General features: G+C 47.4%; 26 protein-coding genes. 25 read left to right on the top strand and 1 reads right to left on the bottom strand.

Going from position 1 to position 23738, the window contains the following annotated elements:
• Positions 1-32: 32 nt before the first annotated feature.
• The 22 genes from ACTTK6_RS01460 (at position 33) to fabZ (ending at position 17711) form a co-directional block, all read left to right on the top strand.
• Positions 33-1085 carry an L-threonylcarbamoyladenylate synthase gene (locus ACTTK6_RS01460; protein ID WP_462832439.1) on the top strand — a complete coding sequence of 351 codons (1053 nt, stop codon included), beginning with the start codon at positions 33-35 and terminating at the stop codon, positions 1083-1085.
• Between the two features lie 25 nt (positions 1086-1110).
• A complete protein-coding gene (locus ACTTK6_RS01455) occupies positions 1111-1566 on the top strand; it encodes a low molecular weight protein arginine phosphatase (protein ID WP_462832438.1) in 456 nt (151 codons plus the stop codon).
• A gap of 72 nt (positions 1567-1638) precedes the next feature.
• Complete coding sequence (rpiB, locus tag ACTTK6_RS01450; protein ID WP_462832437.1) at positions 1639-2076, top strand: ribose 5-phosphate isomerase B; 438 nt, start codon at positions 1639-1641, stop codon at positions 2074-2076.
• A gap of 24 nt (positions 2077-2100) precedes the next feature.
• Entirely contained in the window at positions 2101-2646 is a 546-nt protein-coding gene (locus ACTTK6_RS01445; RefSeq protein ID WP_462832436.1) for a TIGR01440 family protein, read from the top strand.
• A 237-nt stretch (positions 2647-2883) separates the two neighbouring features.
• Positions 2884-4143, top strand: coding sequence for a serine hydroxymethyltransferase (gene glyA, locus ACTTK6_RS01440; protein ID WP_079474693.1), 1260 nt, complete (start codon positions 2884-2886; stop codon positions 4141-4143).
• 157 nt (positions 4144-4300) lie between these two features.
• Positions 4301-4795: a peroxiredoxin family protein gene (locus ACTTK6_RS01435; RefSeq protein ID WP_079474694.1), complete on the top strand. Its 495-nt coding sequence runs from the start codon at positions 4301-4303 to the stop codon at positions 4793-4795.
• Between the two features lie 192 nt (positions 4796-4987).
• Positions 4988-5617 carry a uracil phosphoribosyltransferase gene (gene upp, locus ACTTK6_RS01430; protein ID WP_079474695.1) on the top strand — a complete coding sequence of 210 codons (630 nt, stop codon included), beginning with the start codon at positions 4988-4990 and terminating at the stop codon, positions 5615-5617.
• Positions 5618-6089: 472 nt separating this feature from the next.
• Positions 6090-6458: an ATP synthase subunit I gene (locus tag ACTTK6_RS01425; RefSeq protein ID WP_079474696.1), complete on the top strand. Its 369-nt coding sequence runs from the start codon at positions 6090-6092 to the stop codon at positions 6456-6458.
• A gap of 57 nt (positions 6459-6515) precedes the next feature.
• Positions 6516-7244 carry a F0F1 ATP synthase subunit A gene (gene atpB / locus ACTTK6_RS01420; RefSeq protein ID WP_079475056.1) on the top strand — a complete coding sequence of 243 codons (729 nt, stop codon included), beginning with the start codon at positions 6516-6518 and terminating at the stop codon, positions 7242-7244.
• A 69-nt stretch (positions 7245-7313) separates the two neighbouring features.
• Positions 7314-7526, top strand: a complete 213-nt coding sequence (gene atpE / locus ACTTK6_RS01415; RefSeq protein WP_022794575.1) for a F0F1 ATP synthase subunit C — start codon at positions 7314-7316, stop codon at positions 7524-7526.
• A 91-nt stretch (positions 7527-7617) separates the two neighbouring features.
• The gene (atpF, locus tag ACTTK6_RS01410; protein ID WP_079474697.1) at positions 7618-8109 is read left to right on the top strand and encodes a F0F1 ATP synthase subunit B; all 492 of its coding nucleotides are present in this window, start codon (positions 7618-7620) and stop codon (positions 8107-8109) included.
• On the top strand, positions 8106-8654 hold the full coding sequence (locus ACTTK6_RS01405) for a F0F1 ATP synthase subunit delta (protein WP_462832435.1): 549 nt from the start codon (positions 8106-8108) through the stop codon (positions 8652-8654). Before atpF ends, ACTTK6_RS01405 begins: the two co-directional genes overlap by 4 nt.
• A gap of 15 nt (positions 8655-8669) precedes the next feature.
• Positions 8670-10178 (top strand): F0F1 ATP synthase subunit alpha, encoded by a 1509-nt coding sequence (atpA, locus tag ACTTK6_RS01400; RefSeq protein WP_079474699.1) that lies wholly within the window; start codon positions 8670-8672, stop codon positions 10176-10178.
• A gap of 40 nt (positions 10179-10218) precedes the next feature.
• Positions 10219-11085 carry an ATP synthase F1 subunit gamma gene (gene atpG, locus ACTTK6_RS01395; RefSeq protein ID WP_079474700.1) on the top strand — a complete coding sequence of 289 codons (867 nt, stop codon included), beginning with the start codon at positions 10219-10221 and terminating at the stop codon, positions 11083-11085.
• Positions 11086-11135: 50 nt separating this feature from the next.
• Positions 11136-12551, top strand: a complete 1416-nt coding sequence (atpD, locus tag ACTTK6_RS01390; RefSeq protein WP_462832434.1) for a F0F1 ATP synthase subunit beta — start codon at positions 11136-11138, stop codon at positions 12549-12551.
• Positions 12552-12578: 27 nt separating this feature from the next.
• Complete coding sequence (locus ACTTK6_RS01385) at positions 12579-12983, top strand: F0F1 ATP synthase subunit epsilon (RefSeq protein WP_462832433.1); 405 nt, start codon at positions 12579-12581, stop codon at positions 12981-12983.
• Positions 12984-13307: 324 nt separating this feature from the next.
• Positions 13308-13574, top strand: coding sequence for a DUF1146 family protein (locus ACTTK6_RS01380; protein ID WP_233133188.1), 267 nt, complete (start codon positions 13308-13310; stop codon positions 13572-13574).
• 220 nt (positions 13575-13794) lie between these two features.
• Complete coding sequence (murA, locus tag ACTTK6_RS01375; protein WP_079474703.1) at positions 13795-15096, top strand: UDP-N-acetylglucosamine 1-carboxyvinyltransferase; 1302 nt, start codon at positions 13795-13797, stop codon at positions 15094-15096.
• Between the two features lie 230 nt (positions 15097-15326).
• Entirely contained in the window at positions 15327-16115 is a 789-nt protein-coding gene (locus ACTTK6_RS01370; RefSeq protein WP_462832432.1) for a flagellar hook-basal body protein, read from the top strand.
• A gap of 40 nt (positions 16116-16155) precedes the next feature.
• Positions 16156-16980 carry a flagellar hook-basal body protein gene (locus ACTTK6_RS01365; protein ID WP_462832431.1) on the top strand — a complete coding sequence of 275 codons (825 nt, stop codon included), beginning with the start codon at positions 16156-16158 and terminating at the stop codon, positions 16978-16980.
• Between the two features lie 33 nt (positions 16981-17013).
• Positions 17014-17268, top strand: a complete 255-nt coding sequence (locus ACTTK6_RS01360; protein WP_079474706.1) for a DNA-directed RNA polymerase subunit beta — start codon at positions 17014-17016, stop codon at positions 17266-17268.
• A 20-nt stretch (positions 17269-17288) separates the two neighbouring features.
• Positions 17289-17711: a 3-hydroxyacyl-ACP dehydratase FabZ gene (gene fabZ / locus ACTTK6_RS01355; RefSeq protein ID WP_027847263.1), complete on the top strand. Its 423-nt coding sequence runs from the start codon at positions 17289-17291 to the stop codon at positions 17709-17711.
• Between the two features lie 52 nt (positions 17712-17763).
• On the opposite strand, the gene ACTTK6_RS01350 is transcribed toward fabZ, so the two are convergent.
• Complete coding sequence (locus ACTTK6_RS01350; RefSeq protein WP_462832430.1) at positions 17764-19770, bottom strand: acyltransferase family protein; 2007 nt, start codon at positions 19768-19770, stop codon at positions 17764-17766.
• A 522-nt stretch (positions 19771-20292) separates the two neighbouring features.
• Between ACTTK6_RS01350 and ACTTK6_RS01345 the strand changes: the two genes are divergently transcribed.
• The 3 genes from ACTTK6_RS01345 to ACTTK6_RS01335 all read left to right on the top strand — a co-directional run bounded on the left by ACTTK6_RS01345 (position 20293) and on the right by ACTTK6_RS01335 (position 23577).
• Complete coding sequence (locus ACTTK6_RS01345) at positions 20293-21348, top strand: glycosyltransferase family 4 protein (RefSeq protein ID WP_462832429.1); 1056 nt, start codon at positions 20293-20295, stop codon at positions 21346-21348.
• Between the two features lie 108 nt (positions 21349-21456).
• A complete protein-coding gene (locus ACTTK6_RS01340) occupies positions 21457-22545 on the top strand; it encodes a glycosyltransferase family 4 protein (RefSeq protein ID WP_462832428.1) in 1089 nt (362 codons plus the stop codon).
• Positions 22546-22581: 36 nt separating this feature from the next.
• Positions 22582-23577 carry a glycosyltransferase family 2 protein gene (locus ACTTK6_RS01335; RefSeq protein ID WP_462832427.1) on the top strand — a complete coding sequence of 332 codons (996 nt, stop codon included), beginning with the start codon at positions 22582-22584 and terminating at the stop codon, positions 23575-23577.
• The last annotated feature ends 161 nt before the right edge of the window (positions 23578-23738 follow it).

The following is a 23738-nucleotide window of genomic DNA, read 5'->3' as shown; positions in this document are numbered from 1 at the left end:
CATTTTAACTTTTTGGAAGGAAAGAAAGCTGCATGAGTTATAAACAGACAGTTATAAGAAATGTGGATAATATTAGCGGGGGAATTCCAGAGAAGTCGGTATTAAAGGAAATGGGGCTGTGGATAAAGCAGGGTAAGACAGTGGCTCTCCCTACGGAGACCGTATACGGACTGGGGGCAAGCGCCGTATGCACGGAAGCCGTCCGGGCTATTTTTAAAGCCAAAAACCGGCCGCCGGACAATCCGTTGATTGCCCATATCGCTGACCGCGCGCAGCTTGACGCACTCGGGGTTACGTGGACAGAGAACATGAAAAAGCTGATGGACACGTTCTGGCCTGGCCCTTTAACGCTTATATTTCCACTGACGAAAGAAACCCCTCTCTCCTCTCTTGTCACCGCCGGGTTACCTACGGTGGCAGTCCGTATTCCGGAGCATGAGGTGGCGAGAGCACTGCTAACTTACGCTGGGGTTCCAGTAGCGGCACCAAGCGCCAATCGTTCCGGCTCTCCGAGTCCGACAACCGCAGAGCATGTTTACAATGACCTGAGCGGAAAAATTGATGCGGTAATTGACGGCGGCGCGTGCGGCTACGGAGTAGAATCCACCGTCGTGGATTGCACCACAGAGGTTTGCTGGATTCTGCGTCCGGGTGGAGTAACGAAGGAACAGCTCGAGCGGGTGGTCGGCCCGGGGACAGTCCGCTATTCCCACAGCGCGTCCTCCGAAGAATCTCCTGCAGCGCCAGGAATGAAATACCGCCACTATTCCCCCGCAACGCCTCTCTATTTAATGGAAGGACCGGAAGAGATGTGGCAGAACAGGCTGAGGGCATACCAGCAGGAAGGGAAAAAAGTTGCGGTGCTTGCTGTGGAGGAAAACAAACCTGCATGGAAGCAGGCGGATGCTTTCTTTAGTTTAGGTTCACGCCGGGCCCCTGAAGAAACGGCAGCAAAATTATACGCAGTACTCCGCGAATTAGATACAATAGATGCAGACGCAGCCTTCTGCGAAGTTTTTGCAAAAGAAGGCATTGGGGCCGCGCTCATGAACCGCCTGGAAAAAGCAGCATCTTCAGAAGCATGAAAATTTCTGCAAGGAGTCGATGACAATGAGTTATCATGTATTGTTTATTTGTACAGGAAACACATGCCGGAGTCCGATGGCAGCTGCGCTGATGAAGCACCACTATCCCGAGGTGGAAGTGGCTTCTGCCGGCGTGATGGCTGCAGGCGGAGAACCGGCAGCGGCCGAAGCCATCCATGCAATGGATGAAAGACAGGTAAAGATTGACCACGAATCCCAGCCGCTCACAAAGGAATTAATCGACTGGGCGGACGTTATCTTTGCAATGACCCAGGGGCATAAAGATATCATGCAGAGGATGTTTCCGGGTGCGGAACAGAAAACCGTGCTGCTGAAGGAATACGCGGGCGCCAGGGGAGACAGGGATATTGGAGACCCTATCGGTGGCGGATCGAAGGTGTACCAGGATACGGCTGAGGAAATGGAAGAGGCTCTGCAGGCAGCGTGGGAACGGTATACAAAAGAAAAATCGCCGGACTGAGCCTGAAGATTTACAGGCTGCCGAATACGTGAGAAACTAAAAACAGTATAATCAAACGGAGGAGAGGTCGAAATGAAAGTAGCGTTGGGTGCCGATCACGGCGGATATGAATTAAAAGAGGAAATTAAATCTGTACTGGATGAAGCAGGAGTGGAATACGAAGATCTGGGCTGTGACTGCAGTGATTCCGTGGATTACCCGGACTACGCTGTTCCGGTGGCTGAAAAAGTCACGGCCGGAGAAGCTGACCGTGGTATTCTTGTCTGCGGCACAGGTATTGGCATGTCGATTGCTGCAAACAAAGTAAACGGTATCCGCTGCGCGCTTGTCCATGATGTATTCAGCGCGAAAATGACCCGGGCGCATAACGACAGCAATGTGCTGGCCATGGGCTCAAGGGTCATCGGCTCCGGCCTGGCCGGCGAAATCGTCAAGGCATGGCTCAGTACGGAACACGAAGGCGGCCGGCATGCAGACCGTATCCAAAAAGTCGCGGCTATTGAACAATAAGGAACGAAGAAAGGACGGGTTGTCATGGTAAACAAAACAGAATGGCAGCAGCCTTTACGGGAATTGTTGACTTCATTAAAAGACCAGGCACCGCTTCGTCGCGGCCAGGTGCTCGTGATTGGGACGAGTACGAGTGAAGTGCTCGGTGAGCATATTGGCAAGGCCGGCTCCGAGGAAGTCGCTGAAGCACTGTTTGATGTCTTTCAGGAATTTCGCGAAGAAACCGGTGTGCGCCTTGCATTTCAGGGATGTGAGCATATTAACCGCGCCTTGACCGTAGAGAGGGAAACGGCAGATGCTTATGGCCTCGAAGCAGTGAGTGTAGTGCCTCACCCACGGGCAGGCGGTTCAATGAGTTCATATGCATATAAACACATGAGTGAGCCGGTCGTTATCGAATCAGTAAAAGCAGATGCAGGCATCGATATCGGATCCACCCTGATCGGTATGCATTTGAAACCGGTAGCGGTTCCGGTGCGCGGCCCAAAGAAGCAGATCGGTTCTGCTTACGTGACGATGGCAAAAACACGGCCGAAGCTGATCGGCGGCGAGCGTGCACGCTACGAATAGCCCTTCGGTGTACGGAGATGAGCCAGAAAAAAGAATCGCATGCCGCGGTTCTTTTTTCTTCACGTCCAGGCGAAGAAAAAAGAAAGAAATCCGAAAAAATTTCGAAAGGTACGGAAATTCGTAAAAAATACGTGTTACAATGAAAAACATGGTGACAAGAGGAGAAAAATAACGAACGAAATATTTTCATTAAAGTCAATCGTTCGTTGTTGTACCGAAGGGAAGGGAGATTTACAGATGGAAACAAAGGTAAATGCAGAAAGTGTACAAACGCAGGATCCGGCCATATTTGAGGCAATGCAGAAGGAACTGGGACGTCAACGCGATAAGATTGAGCTAATCGCTTCGGAAAACTTTACGAGTCGTGCAGTAATGGAAGCGCAAGGTTCCGTTCTTACTAATAAATATGCGGAAGGCTATCCAAACCGCCGCTATTACGGCGGTTGTGAGCACGTGGATACGGTTGAACAGCTCGCGATTGACCGGGCTAAGGAATTATTCGCCGCAGAATATGCAAACGTGCAGCCCCACTCCGGCGCCCAGGCAAACATGGCTGTTTACTATACGGTCTTAAATCACGGTGACACCGTGCTTGGCATGAATCTCTCCCACGGGGGCCACTTAACACACGGCAGTCCCGTTAACTTCAGCGGTGTGCAGTACAATTTCGTGGAATACGGTGTGACCAAAGAAGATCAGGTAATTGATTATGATGAAGTGCTTCGTGTAGCTAAAGAAACACAGCCAAAATTAATCGTTGCCGGCGCAAGTGCGTATCCACGTGAAATCGATTTTAAAAAATTCCGCGAAATCGCCGATGAAGTAGATGCATACTTAATGGTTGATATGGCGCACATTGCCGGACTTGTAGCAGCTGGCGTTCATCAGAATCCGGTCCCTCATTCGCATTTTGTTACGACCACAACCCATAAAACGCTGCGTGGACCGCGCGGAGGCCTGGTGCTGTGTAAGGAAGAATTCGGCAAAAAGATTGATAAAGCAGTATTTCCGGGCCTGCAGGGCGGACCGCTCATGCACGTAATCGCTGCGAAAGCCGTGGCCTTCGGAGAAGCGCTGCAACAGGATTTCGTAGCGTATTCCGAAAATGTTGTGAAAAATGCCCGCAGCCTAAGCGACTCCTTGCAGAATGAAGGCATTACTGTGGTTTCAGGCGGTACGGACAACCATCTCGTGCTGATGGATACCCGCAGCCTGGAACTGACAGGGAAAATAGCGGAAAAGGCTTTGGATGAAGTCGGCCTTACGGCGAATAAAAACGCCATCCCGTATGACCCGGAAAAGCCATTTGTCACAAGCGGTATCCGTCTTGGCTCTGCAGCTGTTACATCCCGCGGCTTTGGCGAAGAAGAAATGAAAGAAATCGGCTCCATTATCGCCTATACGTTGAAAAACCATGAAGACGCGGAAGCGTTAAAAGAAGCGGCCGGACGTGTAAAAACTTTAACGGGCCGGTTTCCAATTTACGAATATCTGTAATATCCCCAGCTTGCGGTAACAAACGAGCATGCTGAAACAGCTGTTCTCCTATTTAAAGGAGGCAGCTGTTTTTTGGCTTTCAGGAGAGACCTGTATTTTTCGGGGGTGAACACAAGTGTGTTAGGGTATATATAGATTGGGAAAAGGAGGAGTTCAAATGGTTTTTGCAATAAATGAGAAGGCACCAATGTTCACGCTTGCTGACGTTCATGGCGAAGAATTTAAACTCGAAGAAAAAATAGGTAAAGGCTGGCAGCTGCTCGTCTTTTTCCGGGGGTCATGGTGCCCGGTATGTAAAGAAGAGCTTCAAGCCTGGGAAGAGCACCGCAGCTTTTTTGAAAAAAATAACGTAAACATCACCGCTATTTCTACCGATAACCCCGAAGACTTGCGGACCATGGCAGAAGAATACGGGCTCACCTTTCCAGTGCTCGTCGATGAAGCCCTGAAAGTACTCGATGATTACGGCGTCTTTTACCACAGCTCGGAAGCTCCTTATGAAGACCACGGAGCGCACGGGGAACCGGCATACTTTCTGCTCGATGAAGAAGGCAGATTTTTATACCAGCACCGCCAGACAAATCCATTCGGCCGTCCGGGCCCGAAAGAGCTTCGCAAAACCGTAAAGTATATCGAAGACAATTTAAAATAAACGTTCGCAGCAGTGCATGCCGGCGCTGCTGTTATTTATAACCGGGCCTTGGAATTGCGGCATATTTCTGTCATTTCATATTACCTTGAATCCACCACGCTTTTTAGGTAGAATTTTTAAAGAATATGTTCGATAGGGACATGGGTTAATAAGCACCGGCTGGCGCCGGGGAAAAAGGAGCCGACTATACTTATGGGAAATGTACATGTATTGGATCATCCGCTCATTCAACATAAACTTACATTCATCCGGGACGTCTCAACAGGAACGAAGGAATTCCGGGAGCTTGTCGACGAAGTGTCTACCCTGATGGCATTTGAAATCACAAGAAATCTACAGCTGCAGGAAGTAACCGTGGAAACACCGGTAGGGCCGGCAAAATCCTATACGCTTGCAGGCAAAAAACTGGGAGTAGTGCCGATACTGCGTGCAGGGCTTGGCATGACCGACGGTATTATCAAACTGATCCCGGCCGCGAAAGTAGGGCACGTCGGGCTGTACCGGGATCCGGAAACACTGCAGCCGGTCGAGTATTACGTAAAGCTGCCAAGTGATGTCGAGGAGCGGGAATTTATTGTGATTGATCCGATGCTTGCAACAGGCGGTTCTGCTATTGAAGCGTTGACCAGCCTGAAAAAACGTGGAGCCCAGAACCTTAAGCTCATGTGTTTAATTGCTGCGCCTGAAGGAGTGGAGCTCGTACAGGAAGCGCATCCGGATGTGGACATTTACCTGGCTTCAATGGATGAGAAACTAAACGAAAAGGGCTATATTGTCCCGGGACTCGGAGATGCCGGCGACCGTTTATTCGGCACAAAATAAAAGGTGACAAGGGCTTTGTCCGCATGCACGGAGAAGCCCTTTGGTTTGTAAAGGATGTATACATCCCAAACAGTCAGGCAGGGAGATGACGTATATGCATATGAGAAATAACGAATATGCATATGCTTCATTTAGTCTTTTCTTGACGTAAGGATATGAAAATGTCACTTAATAGACACAAAATAAAAAATGCCTGAAACGTGCGCCAATACAGGGTTTTGTTAATTTTCGTCCATTGACATCAAGGGGCGGCTATTGTACGATGATGAAGAACGTATGATAAGGTTTACATATGGGAGAAATTTGGAATTCCTTCATGAACGGCATGATTCACGCATTTGTTTCTTTTTTTTGCCTAAAACATGTAGGAGGCAGCTATTGTTACGAAAAGTTGTGTAAAAATTTTCTCAATGGATTTCGTAGTGTATTAACGGACTAATCAGTCTGTTTCGGAGGAAAAGGTGGACCGCGCATGAATGATACAAGCTTGTATCTCCGCTCGTTATTTATAGGATTGGCTGGAATGCTTGTATTGTACATAGCTCCGGCGCTGATTCCAGCGTTCCGGCAGGAAGCAGTGAGCTTATTTGCAGGAGCATGCGGAGGAGCCTTTAACATCTGGCACGCCCACCGGGAAACAAAACGAATCCAGAAGGCGGTACTCGCGGAAAAAAAGATTTTTCCGTTTGGCATGGCCACGAGGCTCGCAGTAGGAGTAGTCATTGCCATGCTCTATGTCCGGTTTCCGGAACAATTCCGTCTGCTTTACCTGGTGATTGGATTGTTCAGTCCTTATCTGCTGCTTTACGCTTTATCCGTTCACTTCAGCAAAGAAAAATAATTTTTAGCTGCAGCGCACAATTGACTAACATAGTAAAGGGGTGACTGAGACTTGAATATAGAGCACGAATCGCCGTATGTTTATGATTTGTTTGGTATACCCGGCTTCCACATTAATCTTTCCAATGTCATGATGCTGACTATTGCAGCAGTTATTGTGTTCATCATTGGACTGATAAGTGCGCGGACTCTTTCGATGAGACCAACCGGCATGCAGAACGTGTTTGAAATGGTGATTGAATTCGTCCGCAATATGATTGGAAGCACCATGGACTGGAAAACCGGAGAGCGCTTCTTCGGCCTGGGAATTACGATCTTCCTATTCATTCTGGTAGCGAATCTGCTCGGGATTCCGTTCATGCTGATTAATGATGAAACCCACGTGCTTTGGTGGAAATCACCGACGGCTGATCCGGTGGTGACGATGACGCTGGCTGTAATGGTCATTGTGCTTTCGCACTTCTACGGTATTAAGCTTCGCGGGGCAAAGGAGTACGGAAAGAACTATTTCCGTCCAAAGAAATTTCTCTTTCCGATCAACATTCTTGAGGAGTTCACCAACACACTGACACTCGGGGCACGGCTTTTCGGCAACCTTTATGCCAAGGAGATACTTCTGACGCTTTTGGCGACAGTGGGTACGACTTTTCCAATCGGTACCGCTCTTGGCATTATTCCAATGGTTGCCTGGCAGGGATACAGCCTGTTCATCGGTTTTATCCAGGCGTTTATCTTCCTGGTACTGACCATGGTCTACATTTCGCACAAAGTGGAAACGGATCATTAATTACAGCAGCATCTGCAGAAACAACGAAATAACAATATAGTTTTAAACTAATTTAAGGAGGATTTGCACATGGGTCTTTTAGCAGCTGCAATCGCAGCAGGTTTAGCAGCAATTGGTGCAGGTATTGGCAACGCAATCGTAATCAAAGGGGCGATCGACGGTACTTCCCGTCAGCCGGAGCTTGGCGGCAGATTGCAGACACTTATGTTCATTGGTATCGGTCTTGTTGAGGCAGTTCCGATCATCGCAGTCGTTGTTGGTTTTATCACGCTTTTCCAATAAACATACAGTTTTGGAAAGGGAAGCAAAATGGCGGAGTGGGGGAACTGGCTTCGCCATTCCTTTTGTATATCTAAGAAAGGAGTGAAATCTTTTGCCATCTACATTTGCGTTCGGAGATGTGCTTTTCTCACTTTTTACGTTTTTCATTTTACTGCTGTTGCTTCGCCGGTTCGCCTGGGGTCCAATTGTTGAACAGATGAAAAAACGTGAAAATCACATTTCCAATGAAATAGAGACAGCGGAAAATCACCGTCAGGAAGCGGAAAAATATTTAGAAGAGCAGCGGGTGGAAATGGAGAAAGCGCGCGAAGAAGCGCAATCTATCATTGAAACGTCCCGCAAGACAGCTCAGGAACAGTCCAAGGAAATTATCCGGGAGTCCCACGAAGAAGCCAACCGTATGAAAGACAACGCCCTTGCTGATATTACGAGAGAGCGGGAGCAGGCAGTTGAAGCACTTCGTGCCCAGGTCGGCCAGCTTTCTGTGCTGATTGCTACGAAAATTATTGAAAAAGAATTAGATGAAGAAGAACAGGAAAAACTGATTCAGGAATACGTACAGGAAAGCGGCGGTCGCTTATGAGTAATCCAACCCTCGCGAAACGCTATGCCCGTGCGCTTTTAAAAAGTGCGGAAGAGCACGGGGCTCTTGAAGAAACGAAGCAGGAATGGGAAGCTATGCTCGAAGTGTTCCACGCGCATCCGGAGATGTACCAGATTTTTAGATATCCGTCGATCAGCCGTGAAAGAAAGCAGTCTTTCATTGCGAGTACATTCGGCTCCTGGAGCGAACGCAGCCGTTCAATGATGAGTGTGCTGCTTGACCGCAAACGGCTTCATCTGATTGATGAAGTGGCAAAGGAAACAATTGCGCTTATCAATGAACGGCTTGGCGTGGCCAATGCAGTTGTTTATACGGTGAAACCATTATCGGATGAAGAAAAACAGGCAGTTTCCCGCAAGTTTGCCCAGCGGGTCGGCAAGCACGAGCTTTATATTGAAAACAGAGTGGACTCTTCTCTCATTGGCGGCATGAAGGTACACATTGGACATACGATTTTTGACGGAAGCATTCAAGGTCAGCTAGACCGCTTGCAGCGTAATATAACGCAAACGAATTTATCATGAATGGGGTGAATCCTGGTGAGTATCAAACCCGATGAAATTAGTTCTTTAATTAAACAGCAGATTGAACAGTTTGAAGCGGAGACAGAGTCCAAAGAAGTCGGCATCGTCATTCAGGTAGGGGACGGTATCGCCCGTGCCTACGGCCTGGACAACGCGATGGCTGGTGAGCTTCTGGAATTCGAAAACGGCGTCATGGGCATGGCTCAGAATCTTGAAGAAGGAAACGTCGGTATTATCATTCTCGGCGCTTACGAAGAAATCCGTGAAGGTGACCAGGTTAAACGGACCGGCCGCATCATGGAAGTGCCGGTCGGCGAAGAGCTGCTCGGACGTGTAGTTAACGCCCTCGGCCAGCCTGTGGATGGACTTGGCTCCACAAACACAACCAAATCCCGCCCAATTGAAAGCGGTGCGCCGGGCATTATGGACCGGCAGTCGGTATCTGAGCCGCTCCAGACCGGTATTAAAGCCGTGGATACGATGATTCCTATTGGGCGCGGCCAGCGTGAGCTTATTATCGGCGACCGCCAGACCGGTAAAACGGCAGTGGCGATCGATACAATTTTGAATCAGAAAGATGAGGACGTTATCTGCATTTATGTAGCCATTGGCCAGAAAGACTCGACCGTGGCAGAGGTTGTGGATACATTCCGCCAGAAAGGCGCGCTTGATTACACGATTGTCGTAAACGCAGGGGCTTCCGAGCCGGCACCAATGCTTTATCTGGCGCCGTATGCCGGAGCTTCCATGGGCGAAGAGTTTATGTACAACGGCAAGCATGTGCTTATTGTATATGATGACTTAACCAAACAGGCAAACGCCTATCGTGAACTTTCTCTCCTTCTTCGCCGCCCGCCGGGCCGTGAAGCCTTCCCAGGGGACGTCTTTTACCTTCACTCCCGCCTGCTCGAACGGGCAGCGAAATTGAGTGACGACAAAGGCGCTGGTTCACTGACAGCTCTTCCAATCATTGAAACCCAGGCAGGGGACGTAGGTGCCTATATTCCAACAAACGTGATTTCCATCACCGACGGCCAGATCTTCCTCCAGGCGAACCTTTTCAACTCTGGCGTCCGTCCGGCCATCAACCCGGGTATTTCCGTATCCCGTGTCGGCGGCTCGGCCCAGACAAAGGCAATGAAAAAAGTATCCGGTACGCTCCGTCTCGACCTGGCCTCGTTCCGTGAACTTGAAGCCTTCTCCCAGTTCGGGTCCGACCTGGACAAATCCACGCAGGATAAACTGGCCCGCGGGGGGAGAACCGTGGAAGTGCTCAAACAGGGGCTGCACCAGCCGCTTCGTATGGAGCTTCAGGTAGCGATTGTGTTTGCCCTGACAAGAGGATTTCTGGACGACATTCCGACAGAAGACATCCGCCGTTACGAAAAGGAACTGCTTGCGTACCTTGAATCAAGCCATTCGGAGTTGCTCGCAGGAATTCGTGACACTGGAAAACTTCCGGACGAAGAAGAGTTCAAACAGGCGATTCAATCGTTTGAGAAGTCATTTAATCCTTCAAAATAAAGCTTGCCGCACGTAAAAAGGTTCAAAAGGTGGTGAACAGATGGCTTCCTTAAAAGAAATTAAAGGCCGTATCCAGTCGACGAAAAAAACGAAGCAGATTACAAGTGCCATGGAAATGGTGTCTGCGTCAAAGTTGAATAAGGCCCAGCAAAATGCTCAGCGATACGAGCCGTACACGAAAAAAATTAAAGACGTTGTCTCCGGCATCGCTGCCGGAAGCAGCGGTATATCTCACCCGATGCTTGAAGAACGGCCTGTAAAGAAGACCGGTTATATTGCCATATTTACAGACCAGGGGCTTGCAGGGGCCTACAACTCGAACATTCTCCGGGACTTAATGCAAACGCTGCGGGAGCGCCACCAGTCAAAGGACGAATACAGCGTCATTGTAATCGGCCGGACCGGGCGGGACCTGTTAAAGCGTTATGGCATTCCGATGTTCGATGAAATCACGGGCCTGCCGGACCAGCCGTCCTTTAACGATATTAAAAACGTCACGCGTCTTGCAGTGGACTTGTACGCAAACGAAGATGTGGACGAATTATATATCTGGTATAACCACTTTATTAACCCGATTCAGCAAAAGGTAACAGAAAAGAAACTGCTGCCGCTGACGGAGGAAGTAAGTGAAGAGAACAGCAAAGGCACGGCGCAGTATGAATACGAGCCTTCGCCTGAGGCAATTTTAAAACAGCTTCTCCCGCAGTACGCAGAAAGCTTAATCTACGGGGCTCTGCTTGATGCCAAAGCAAGTGAGTTCGGGGCCCGGATGACAGCGATGAGTGCAGCAACCGATAACGCAAACAATATGGTCGATGATTTAACCCTTTCCTACAACCGCGCCCGCCAGGCAGCTGTTACGCAGGAAATCACAGAAATCGTCGGCGGTGCAGCTGCGCTTGAATAGAAGAATTATTTCGTCCGGCCCTGCCGGACAGTAAGGAGGGAACGATTACAATGAGTGAAGAAAACGGTCGAATTACCCAGATTACGGGACCGGTTATTGATGTTCAGTTTCCAAGCGGCCAGCTTCCGGAACTAAACAACGCGCTCCGCGTATCACAGCCGGCAACTGAAAATAAAGAAGCCATAGACGTCACCCTGGAAGTTGCCCAGCATTTGGGCGACAATTCTGTGCGTACGATCGCGATGTCTTCGACAGACGGCCTCATTCGCGGAACGGAAGTAACAAACACAGGAGGATCTATTTCGGTACCGGTCGGAAACGATACGCTCAGCCGCGTATTTAACGTTCTCGGGGAGCCGATTGACATGAAAGAGCAGGTGGCAGACAGCGTTGAACGTAAGCCGATCCACCGCAAACCTCCGAAGTTTGACGAGCTCGCTGTGGAAACACAGGTGCTTGAAACAGGTATCAAAGTCGTAGATCTGCTCGCCCCTTACGTAAAAGGCGGAAAAATCGGCCTTTTTGGCGGTGCAGGCGTAGGGAAAACAGTACTTATTCAGGAGCTCATTAACAACATTGCCCAGGAACACGGCGGGATTTCCGTGTTCGCAGGTGTAGGGGAGCGTACCCGTGAAGGGAACGACCTGTACTTTGAGATGAGCGATTCCGGAGTTATTAACAAAGCAGCCATGGTGTTCGGCCAGATGAACGAGCCGCCGGGTGCCCGGATGCGCGTAGCCCTGACCGGCCTGACCATGGCAGAGCATTTCCGTGATGAAGAAGGGGCCGACGTGCTTCTCTTTATCGACAACATCTACCGTTTCACGCAGGCAGGCTCGGAAGTATCCGCCCTTCTCGGCCGGATGCCGTCCGCGGTTGGTTATCAGCCGACCCTTGCAACGGAAATGGGTCAGCTGCAGGAGCGTATCACGTCCACGAAAAAAGGATCGGTTACCTCGATTCAGGCAGTGTATGTACCGGCGGACGACTACACAGACCCGGCACCGGCAACAACGTTTGCCCACCTGGATGCGACAACCAACCTGGAGCGCCGGTTAACAGAGATGGGTATTTATCCGGCTGTGGATCCGCTTGCCTCCACTTCACGTGCACTTGCACCGGAGGTTGTTGGTGAAGAGCATTACGAGGTTGCGCAGCAGGTAAAACAAACAATCCAGAAATACAATGAACTCCAGGATATTATTGCTATCCTCGGGATGGAAGAGCTTTCCGAAGAAGACAAGCTCACGGTAAACCGTGCCCGCCGCATTCAGTTCTTCCTTTCACAGAATTTCCACGTGGCGGAGCAGTTTACCGGCCAGAAGGGTACGTACGTACCCGTAAAGGATACGGTACGCGGATTTAAGGAAATTCTTGACGGGCAGCACGATGACGTGCCGGAAGACGCCTTCCGCCTTGTCGGCCCAATTGAAGATGTAGTTGAAAAAGCAAAATCTATGTCCTAAGGACGACACGGGGGAGGGAGAACACAGATGGCAACGATGCATCTCAGCGTAGTGACTCCGGACGGGTCCGTCTTTGATGGAGAAGTAGAGATGGTCAGTGTTCGTGCGGAAAGTGGCGAAATGGGGATTCTCCCCGGCCACGTTCCGACCGTGGCTCCTCTAAAAATCGATGCAGTCCGCATTAAGTATGAAAACAAAGTAAAGTTACTGGCCGTGAGTGAAGGATTCGTAGAAGTCCGCTCCGACGCCGTTAATATTTTGGCGGAAGCTGCAGAAACTCCAGGAGAGATCGATCCGGAACGGGCCCGCATTGCCAAAGAACGGGCAGAAGAAAGACTGAACCGGATAAATGAAGAAGAAATTGACGTCATGCGGGCACGGCTTGCCTTAAAGCGGGCAAACACCCGCCTGAAGGTTTCCGAAGGCTCATAAATTACATCTGAAGAATCGTTTTTCCGAAAGGAGAAACGGTTCTTTTTTACATACTCAGCCGACTCCGGGGGAAGGCGGTAGGGAAGGACAGGAAGCTCTGCCTTTTCTAAAGAAGATAGAACTATAGATGTTTGGTTACGAATCCTTTATAATGAAATATGCTTATAGTTATATAAATCATTAAAAATAGTAAAAGAATCCTTAATCCCAATTATCTTCGCACATAGTAGCAGAACCTTTGACTCTTGTTTTCCCTGGTACATTTAATTATTCTGAAACGTAGCTTAAAATTTGCAAAGACATTGTACGGCAACAAAGAAAGACATGAAAGAAAGGCATGATGGCATGAATCCGGACGGTCAGGAAGCACTAATACATATTCTGCTTCATCTCTCTTTTTTTATCTTGACCTGGTGGTGTCTGCAGGCGTTTCGGTTTGACGTTTTTATCCGAAGGCCGGAAAGCCTGAAGGGAAGACTTTTGATTATATTGTTCGCTATTGCAATCAGCTACTCTGTAAGCAGCTTCTTTATTGACTATTTTGATTTTTCTTTGTATCTTCGTTACCTGTTTTTCACACTTTTGGCATAAAAGATTATGAAAATGCGGGAGCGGGTAAAGAATTCTGTATGAAACTCATCGATGGTGCCGGATCTGACAAGGAAAAAAAGGTCTCTTTACCGCTGTAACATTTCAAGACGGGAAGCGACTAATGAAAAGGCTAGACAAAAGGACGAAAACAGTACAGCTTTGCAGGTAAAGCACGCAGCACAAAAAGATAATATGCATAAGTATAGCGGAGGGAATTAAATTGGATAAAATTATTGTACAGGGAGGCAGACGCCTAAAGGGGTCCGTCAAAGCAGAAGGAGCAAAAAATGCGGTTCTGCCTGTTATTGCAGCTACTCTTTTGGCAGAAGAAGGGCAAAGCACGCTTTATGATGTGCCGCCGCTTGCAGATGTAGACACGATTTCTAATGTTCTTCGCCACGTCGGAACAGAAGTCACTTATGAAGATCACCGTTGGATTGCTGACGCTACCGGGGATCTTTCCACAGAAGCCCCGTTTGAGTATGTCAGTAAAATGCGGGCATCGTTTCTTGTCATGGGGCCGCTTCTGGCAAGAAAAGGTATTGCCCACATTGCACTTCCGGGGGGATGTGCAATTGGTTCCCGGCCGATTGACCAGCATTTGAAAGGCTTTGAAGCCATGGGCGCGCACGTTGAAATCGGCAATGGCTATATCGAAGCAAAAGTAGAAGAGCGTCTGCAGGGGGCTCGTATCTATCTGGATTTTCCAAGCGTTGGTGCCACCGAAAATATTATGATGGCCGCGGCGCTTGCAGAAGGCACCACAACGCTTGAAAACGTAGCAGAGGAACCGGAAATTGTAGACCTTGCCAACTTTATTAACGCCATGGGAGGCAAAGTGCGCGGCGCCGGCACCGGCACGATTCGTATTGAAGGCGTGGACAAACTAACTGGAGCGGAACACACTATCATTCCGGACCGGATTGAAGCTGGTACCTTCATGATTGCTGCAGCAATCACTGGAGGCGAAGTATTTGTGGAAGGCGCGATGCATGAGCATTTACGTCCTCTTGTAGCGAAGATGCGGGAAATGGGCGTCAAGATTGAAGAAAGCGACGGAGGTATGCTTGTCACCGGCCCGGACATTTTAAAGCCGGTAGATATTAAAACAATGCCGCATCCCGGTTTTCCAACGGATATGCAGGCACAGTTCATGGCGCTCCTTACCCAGGCAAAGGGTACGGGCCTCATCACAGAAACAGTTTTTGAAAACCGCTTTATGCACGTAGAAGAATTCCAGCGCATGAATGCAAGCATCAAAATTGAAGGACGTACGGCGGTTATCAGCGGGCCGAAAAAGCTGCAGGGCGCCGAAGTATCGGCCACGGACCTCCGCGCAGGAGCAGCATTAATTGTTGCCGGTCTCGTAGCCGAAGGAGAAACGACAGTAACAGAGCTCCGTCACCTTGACCGTGGATATGTGGATTTTCATAAAAAGCTGCAGAGTCTCGGCGCGAACGTAAAGCGCGTGAATGCAGACGAAGCTGCAGATACTTCCTTAAAAACAGCCGAGCGCTCCTAAACGTTACTAACGCAAGCCATCACTACACAGTGGTGGCTTTTTTAATACTTTAAAACTAGGTATATAACGATTGTTAAAATAGGATATACATCACTAAATGCCGGATTCTGCTCCTTGAAGCATGCTCGTGTGGTAAAATAGAACTAATTATCAATAAACAATTCATACGGAAAAAGCATGCCCGCTGAGTTGACACTGGGACTACATGCACGGAAACGGGGAATAGGATTATGCTGAGAGGTTTTTATAATGCTGCTTCTGGTATGGCAGCCCAGCAGAGAAAGACAGATATGCTGAATAATAATATTGCCAATGCCAATACCCCGGGATATAAATCCGATCAAAGCGCGATCCGGACGTTCCCGGAACAGCTGCTTCATGCGGAGAATGCAGGGAGGGGGCCGCACACAATCGGTGCACTCGGTACAGGCGTTTACATGCAGGACCAGGCTCCGTCATTTACTCCGGGAGAGCTGCAGGAAACGAACGCGCCAGCCGACGCCGCTCTGCTTCAGGCAGAGGTGCCGGATGAAAACGGGGCGGTGCTGTTTACGGTCCAGGGAGAAGAAGGAACGGCCTACACCCGGAACGGCAACTGGGCAGTGGATGCAGAAGGGTTTTTAACGACGGCAGATGGGCAGTACATACTGAATAACGAAGGCGCCCCTGTGGAAACTGGAAATGAAAGTTTTCAAATCACCGGAAACGGCACCGTGCTACTTGAAAATGGCGGGGAAGCCGGGCAGCTGGGTGTGGCGTACGCTCCCGATACTAATGATTTAGTTAAAACTGAAGCAGGCATGTTCGAAGCAGAGGAAGAGCTCGGTGCTGCGGCGGATAATGAAAACATCCGCTACCAGATCAAGCAGGGCTTTCTCGAACAATCCAATACCGATTCCACTCAGGCGATGACGGAGCTGATGGAAGCATACCGGATGTTTGAATCCAACCAGAAGGTCATGCAGACGTATGACCGCAGCATGGAAAAGGCGGTAAACGAAGTGGGGCGGCTCGGCTAATCTATTAAAAACGTAAAATAGAATTCAGGAGGAAAACAGCATGTATTCGGGATTACGCATACCATTTCAATCCATGGGGGCCGTTCAGCAGCAGATGGATACCATCAGTAACAATCTGTCCAATGCAGAAACGACAGGATTTAAATCAAGACAGGCGACCTTCAGCGAAATGATGTATCAGCAGGAAGACAACATGCCAATGCCGGAAAATGGAACGGGTCGGCTTACTCCGCCCGGGATCCGGACAGGCGGGGGGGCAGCAATCGGACAGACCGCGCTTCGCATGGAGCAGGGGGCGCTGAAAGAGAGCGAACGGGAGCTCGATTTTGCTCTTGAAGATAAGGATACTTTTTTTCAAATAGAGGCAGAAGATGGGACGACTGAATATACCAGAGACGGGCAGCTGTATCTTTCAGAAAATCCGGCAGCGCCCGGCAGCTATACGCTCGTTGATCAAAATGGCGGCTTTGTATTAAACGAAGCTGGAGGAAGATTCGATATTCCTGCAGGGACTTCGGAGTTTTCGATGCAGGAAAACGGGGAGCTGACAGGAGTAACGGCAGCCGGAGAGACTGTGAATATTGGTTCATTTGGCATCGTGCAGGTGGAGCGTCCGCAGGCGCTGACGTCTGTCGGGGGCAATCGGTACCGTTTTGAGGATTTAGATGGACTCGGGGCAGCGGAAAATGATATGGTTATAGAAGCTGACCCGTCCAGCGTAAAGCAGGGAATGGTCGAGCAGTCTAATGTGGATTTATCGAACGAATTAGTAAATATGATGAATGCCCAAAGACAATACTCGTTTAATTCCCGTGCGCTGACGCAGGGGGACCAGATGCTTGGATTGATTAACAGCATTCGATAAGTCTTTGTGGTTAAGGGAGCATAGATAGTACATATGAGCAATCAGAATAACCGTACAAGGACTTCGAAGCCGAATAGAAAAGAACAGCTGAAAAGAGGCACACAGAAGGTGCGTGCACGTCTTCAGCAGCTGCTCTGGTGGCATTGGCTGATTATTATTGTAATTCTGGCCTTTATTTGTGCGATTATAGGCCTGATGATCGGCTATGCGGTCGGAGGTGGCAATCCTTTTCAGGCCCTGAATCCATCGACCTGGTGGGAAATTTATCAGTTGATTCGAGGAAACTAGTTTAAAAGCGAGGGAAAATGATGCTTTCGATTGAACAAATTAAAGAAATTATTCCCCACCGCTACCCATTTCTGCTTGTCGATAAAATTATTGAGGTAGAACCCGGAGAGCGGGCCGTAGGCATTAAAAATGTCAGCGCCAATGAAGAATTTTTCAATGGGCATTTCCCTGACTATCCGGTAATGCCAGGGGTGCTTATTATTGAAGCGATCGCCCAGGCCGGCGGCGTCGCGCTGATGCAGCAGGAGGACATGAAGGGAAAGCTCGCCTTATTTGCAGGCATTGATGAATGCCGCTTTAAAGGCCAGGTGAAGCCGGGAGACCAGCTCCGCCTTGAAATGGAAGTCACCAAACAGAGACGCTCTATCGTCAAAGGAAAAGGGACGGCTTCCGTGGACGGCAAGGTCGTCGCAGAAGCAGACCTGATGTTTGCGATTCAATAGTAAAAGGGACTGCAGCCAGGTTAAGCTGCAGTCCCTTTTTTGTTATATGCCGTTATTCGTCATTTTCTTCTAATGCGTCTTCAATGTGTTCTTTAAGAGCAGGTCCCGTGGTTCGGGAATAAAGCGTGGAAATATGGTGATTATCCCGGAAAGTGATGACATTACCAATCACGGGATCGCACGTGTCATCATCACAGAAGTAGGTGGACATATCCGCAAAGGTAACATTGTCAGGAATTTTTTCCTCTTCAGTATTTTCCCATGGAGGATTTGCAGCCAAAACCTCATCTCGTGGAACAGCACAATCGGCTGGGTCATCGTTTTCTTCTAAGCAGGTGGGAATGTCTTCCTGCATTCGTGGATTATCGCGTATTGCGAATATTTCTGCATGGCCTTCGAACTCTTTCCAAATTTCCAGATAGCCTTCCGGTATAGTGGCTCCTACGTTTACATTAGCAGTCGTGAAAAGTAAATCAGGATCGTTTTTCTTCAGTGGTTCGATGGAGTCCTCATTCCACTGCATGCATGAGTCAGAGAGGGTGCCATCGAAATCGTCTGTCGAAAAGCGGCAGCCGTCTTTATTAAACACATCGATCCGCAGGCTGAGTTCATCGGACATTTTTTCGAGGGCCGGAAACCAGTGCCCAGAATGAGAACCGCCTACCAAAGCGATGGTGTATTCAGGATCGGTGGTGTCCCCGTAGGAGCACATGCTGATTTCCGTTTCTTCAAGGTCGGAATAGCACTCGCTATCAGAATAAAATTCCGGCATCTCGCTTTCAGCCTGCGCCACGTTATCGAGGGGATCAATGTCAGGGTTTGGTTCAATATCCTCTGATATTGCGCGGGCTCCGGGGTAGTCAGTTACTGTATAATCCTCGCTGATACTGGACTGGCTTTTTTCGACATAATTCTCCCATACGCCGGCAGCTGTCAGCGCGGGCAACAGAAACAAAGCCAGTGCTGTGACTGCTTTTCTTTTAGAATGTTTAATATTTATTTTGCGCAGAGGCGTTTCAATAACCTTGACAGATAGTACCGATGCAGCGAAGGCAAGGACTATAATAGCAATGCCGCCCTCAATTGATACAGTCGTGTTATCGAAATAGGCAAAATAAAAAATAAGTATCGGCCAATGCCACAAATAAAACCCATAGGAAATACTGCCGAAATAAAGAAACGGCTTGGAGCCCAGCAGTCTGTCTGGACCAAAACGGCTGCTGTTTTCGGCCGCTGTAATAATAAGAAGTGCCCCGGAAGTAGGAAGTAAAGCAGCGGCGCCAGGGAATACAGTAGAAACAGGCAGAAGCAGGCCGGTAAGAGAAATGATGGCCAGTCCAAGCCACCCAAGAATAAAACTTACGGTCTTGTTCATTGTTAAGTAAGGGAGTAATAGCGCTACAAGACCACCAAGGCTGAATTCCCATACCCGGGCAAACGTGTCGAAATAAGCCCAGGGCTGATTAGCAAAAGTAATATAGATAGAATAGCTGAGAGATAATGCGAAGACGAGGGCCAGTACGCCCAATAGCGTTTTACGCAGAGGCGTTTTAAATATTTTTTTTGCAAGAAAATAAGTTAGTAATATAAGCAAAGGCCAAAAAACATAAAACTGCCCCTGAATCGAAAGCGCCCAAAAGTGCTGAAACGGACTGGCCTCGTTATTTTGAGCCAGATAGTCGACCGCACTTGTTGCCAATTCCCAGTTCTGAAAATACAGTGCCGAGGCAAACGTTTCTGAAACGATCTGTGCCCACTGGGTTTGAGGCAGAAGCAGGATGGAGCCGACCATCGTAAATAAGATAACAATTATAGCGAGGGGCAGGAGGCGACGACCCAAGCCAAGCAGATATTCAGGCAGGTTGATTGTGCCTTCCCGTTCGAATCTGGATAACAGGGAAGTGGTAATTAAGTAACCGGAAACTACGAAAAATACATCCACCCCACCTGAAACTGAACCTAGCCAGATGTGATACACAGCCACTAAAAAAGCAGCTACAGCCCGCACCCCTTCTACTTCAGGCCGGAATCTTTTCTCAGGTACCCGTAAGTCATTCATGACATCCACTCCTAACTCGTACACTACTTCAGCCAAAACGTAATCACTAATATTCCCGATGCTATGCACTACGTAATCGTTATAAATTTTAACATGAAATATACAAGAATATGTTTTTCAAAGAATTTTTATCTGAAGCATAAGCTGAATTAAATTAAACCTGCCCCGGAAGAAAGGGATGCTGTAAAAAGATTAGTAAATAATGGCTAAATTTGGCGCTATTAATGAATAAAGATTCAGGTAGAAAACTTGCAAAAAGGGTACTATTTATTGATTTTTTAGCGTTTTCGATTCTTTTTGTTACGAAAATGATAAGATAATTTTGTATTACTTGATTTTCGAGCTTTATGAGTCGATATATTGTAGGAAGAACGAAACTTTTTTGACATTGAAACGTCTAACATTATAGGGTTTTGAAGCGAAAGATGTAAGAAATGTACAATTGTAGACAAAAGGGAGTCATCTTCCGGACTCGAACGTGTCTGAAATGTTCATAAAACGTTCTTAAACAGGGGGACGACGATGGTTACTGCTATTGCGTTAATAACGAGTTTTGTAGTGGCCTTGATAGCAACGCCTTTAGTGAAAAAACTAGCGTTTAAAATTGGTGCTACTGATCAGCCGAATGCAAGAAAAGTTCATACAGGGCAGATGGCCAGAATGGGCGGTCTTGCCATATACATTGCTTTTTTAGCAGGAGTGCTGATTTTACGACCCGAAAACGAAACTTATTTCTACATTCTCATTGCAGGCACTATTGTGATAGTCACCGGTGTGCTGGATGATATTTACGAATTAACAGCGAAGGTAAAATTTCTAGCACAAATTGCAGCAGCGATCATTGTCATCGTCGGCGGTGTGCAGGTAACCTTTATCAACCTGCCTTTTGGCGGAGACCTCGAGCTGGGGATTTTCAGTATACCTATTACGCTGCTTTGGATTGTTGGTGTTACCAATGCAATAAATTTAATCGACGGCCTCGATGGATTGTCTGCTGGCGTATCCGCCATTGTATTAACTACCATTTCGGTGCTGGCAATTTTGCAGAGCGATATTTTTATTGTCGCTTTAAGCATTGCGCTGCTCGGTGGAACGCTTGGGTTTTTAGTGTACAATTTTCATCCAGCTAAAATTTTCATGGGTGATGCCGGCGCTTTGTTTTTAGGATTTATGATTGCCGTTATAGCGCTAATGGGTTTTAAAAATGTTACCGTATTTTCTTTGATAGTCCCGGCGCTGATTTTAGCGGTGCCTATTTCAGATACATTTTTTGCGATTATTCGAAGGATCGTGCATAAGCAGTCGCTGTCTGCACCGGATAAATCCCATCTCCATCATTGCCTGCTGCGGCTTGGTTATTCCCACCGTGAAACGGTAATGATTATCTATTGCATAAGCGCAGTATGCAGTATCTCGGCTGTAGTGTTTACCCTCTCCACTTTATGGGTCTCCCTCATTCTATTACTGGTAATGCTGATTTTAATTGAGATCCTGGTTGAAAGCGTAGGGCTGGTCAGCCAGCAATACAGGCCGTTTTTAAATTTCATCAAGAGGTTAGCAGGATCCACAAAAGAGTGAGACACTTATTAAATTTTTGATGCAATAGATCCGCCGACAGCTTTTCACAGCTTTGGAGCCGGGTCTATTTTATTTAGATATGTAAATTTGGTTGAAGGTGGCGCAATCATGAAGATATTACTTGTATCTAATATGTACCCGAGCAGTAAACACCCTTCTTATGGAACGTTTGTAAAAAATTCCAAAGGCATTCTTGAAAGTAAAGGAATGGATGTCAAGGTATCAGTGATGACTAAAAAGAATTCGAAATGGGGAAAGGCGGCAGGCTATCTTTGGTTCTACCTCGCCTCTTTTGTGAAAACTCTTTTTCGCAGGTATGACATCGTTTATGTTCACTATCCTTCATTAAGCGCTCCCCCGGTAATTGCAGCTTCATGGTTTCGTTCAGTTCATTTATATGTAAATACTCATGGAAGCGACGTCCTGGCAAAGAATAAAAAGCAACGGCTCGTTAATTCTATAACCTCTATTGCGGTGAAAAAGGCAGAAAAGGTTCTTTGTCCCTCCAGTTATTTTAAAAAAATTGTGGAACAAAAATACAATCTAGCTCCAGAAAAGGTAGCAGTTTTCGCATCTGGAGGAGTGAACTCTAAGACATTTTCACCTAATTACAACCGTGAAGATGCGATAAATGAATTCAACCTTTCAGTGCCAGGTGAATATGTGGGCTTTATAGGAAGGCTGGAACCTGGAAAAGGGTGGAATACGTATTTGGAAACGATGCGCAAATTAACAGACAGGTATGGGCCGCGAGTAAAAGGAATAGTGATAGGGGATGGCAGTCAAAGAAACCTTTTCCATGAGCGGGTTTCAGAGTTAGATTTATGCTCCAGCATTATACATTTTGAAGCTTTATCTCCGGAAAAACTCGGCAGGTTGATGAGCTGCTTTGATGTATTTTGTTTTCCGACTGAAAGTGAAAGCCTGGGGCTTGTGGGAATTGAAGCATTGGCCAGCGGCGTGCCGGTGGTTGGGAGTGACATTTCTGTATTAAGAAGCTATATCGTTCACGGTAAAAATGGTTTCTTAGCTGAAAAAAATAACCCGGACAGCTTTTATAAGTCTATAATTGCTATACTGGACATGGAAGAATATGAATATGAGAGTATGAAAACGGAAGCGGTTAAGACAGCTGAACCATTTTATCAGGAACATATAGAGAAGGATTTTATAAATATATTCACGCGTAATAACTAGTAGATGCTTAAGCTGCGAGAGGAAGGGACTTTTGTAATGAGTAGTGAACTAATCAGCATAATCATACCAACAAGAAATAGAAGAGCATTATTGCAGCAGGCGGTGGATAGCGCTAGAGCCCAAACGTATAAAAACATTGAAATTATAGTGATAAACGAAGCATCTGAGGACGATACAGATGTTTACTTAAAAAATATTGAAGAACCACGGCTTAAAGTAATTACCCACAGTACTCCCCAGGGGGGGAATATTGCCAGAAACAAAGGGCTTGAAGCAAGCAGGGGGGCATATATTGCTTTTTTGGATGATGACGACGTATGGGCGGGGACGAAACTTGAAAAACAATACGAAGCATTCAAACGTGACAGCGCTATTGGGATTGTGACTTGCAGCAGCCTGGTCGTATACCAGGACCTGCAGATTGAACGCTACATGAACAGAGGGCAGAACTACTTATACAGTAATGAGGAAGCCTTCGCGAAAATTATGACAGAGAATTTTATAGGTGGCGCTTCTTTTCCACTTATTAAAAGAGAATGCCTGACGGAGGTAGAGGGCTTTCGTCCAGAAGTGGTGAGTGCACAGGAAACGGATTTGTATTTACGCATACTTGCGAATGGCCATAAAGTTTATGCTGTCGATGACGTTTTAATACTTTACAGAATACATTCCATGAACCGGATATCTGATAGCTTCAAGCCGAAAGTAAAAGGCCTCGAGCAGCTGTTTGAATACAAAAAAAACCACTTCATGCACCGCCTGCCGGCGCATGAAGCCAAAGAAGTGGAAGAAACGCATATAGTGGAAGTAAGTAAAATTTACACAAGAAACAGAAAATATAAAGCTTTTTTTCAGTACTTCAATGAAGAAAAGCAAAAATTGTCTTTAAAGAAAAAGATTCAGGTGTGGAGGAATGCTTTCGTGCACACCCTTCCCGTCCAGATATTTAAACAAAACTTGCAAAAAGTTAAAACAAAAAGGCTGGATAAAGAGTGGAAGGGGTATATGGACCAGAATTTTAAAAGCAATTGATAGAATCATTCTCAAGACCAGGCCCAGGTTTGAACTGCTTTAATACAAATTTATATAAAATCCTTTTATGCATAACCGAATTAAAATATTAAAATTTTTCTAAATTGAAAATAAAGTGAGTAATGACCGGGGCTGTTTAGAGACTTTTCTCTCTAGTGGAA

The sequence above is a fragment of the Marinococcus salis genome (assembly GCF_054971365.1).
Note: the sequence above shows the minus strand (reverse complement) of the source record. Positions and strands in the feature narration are given on the sequence as shown.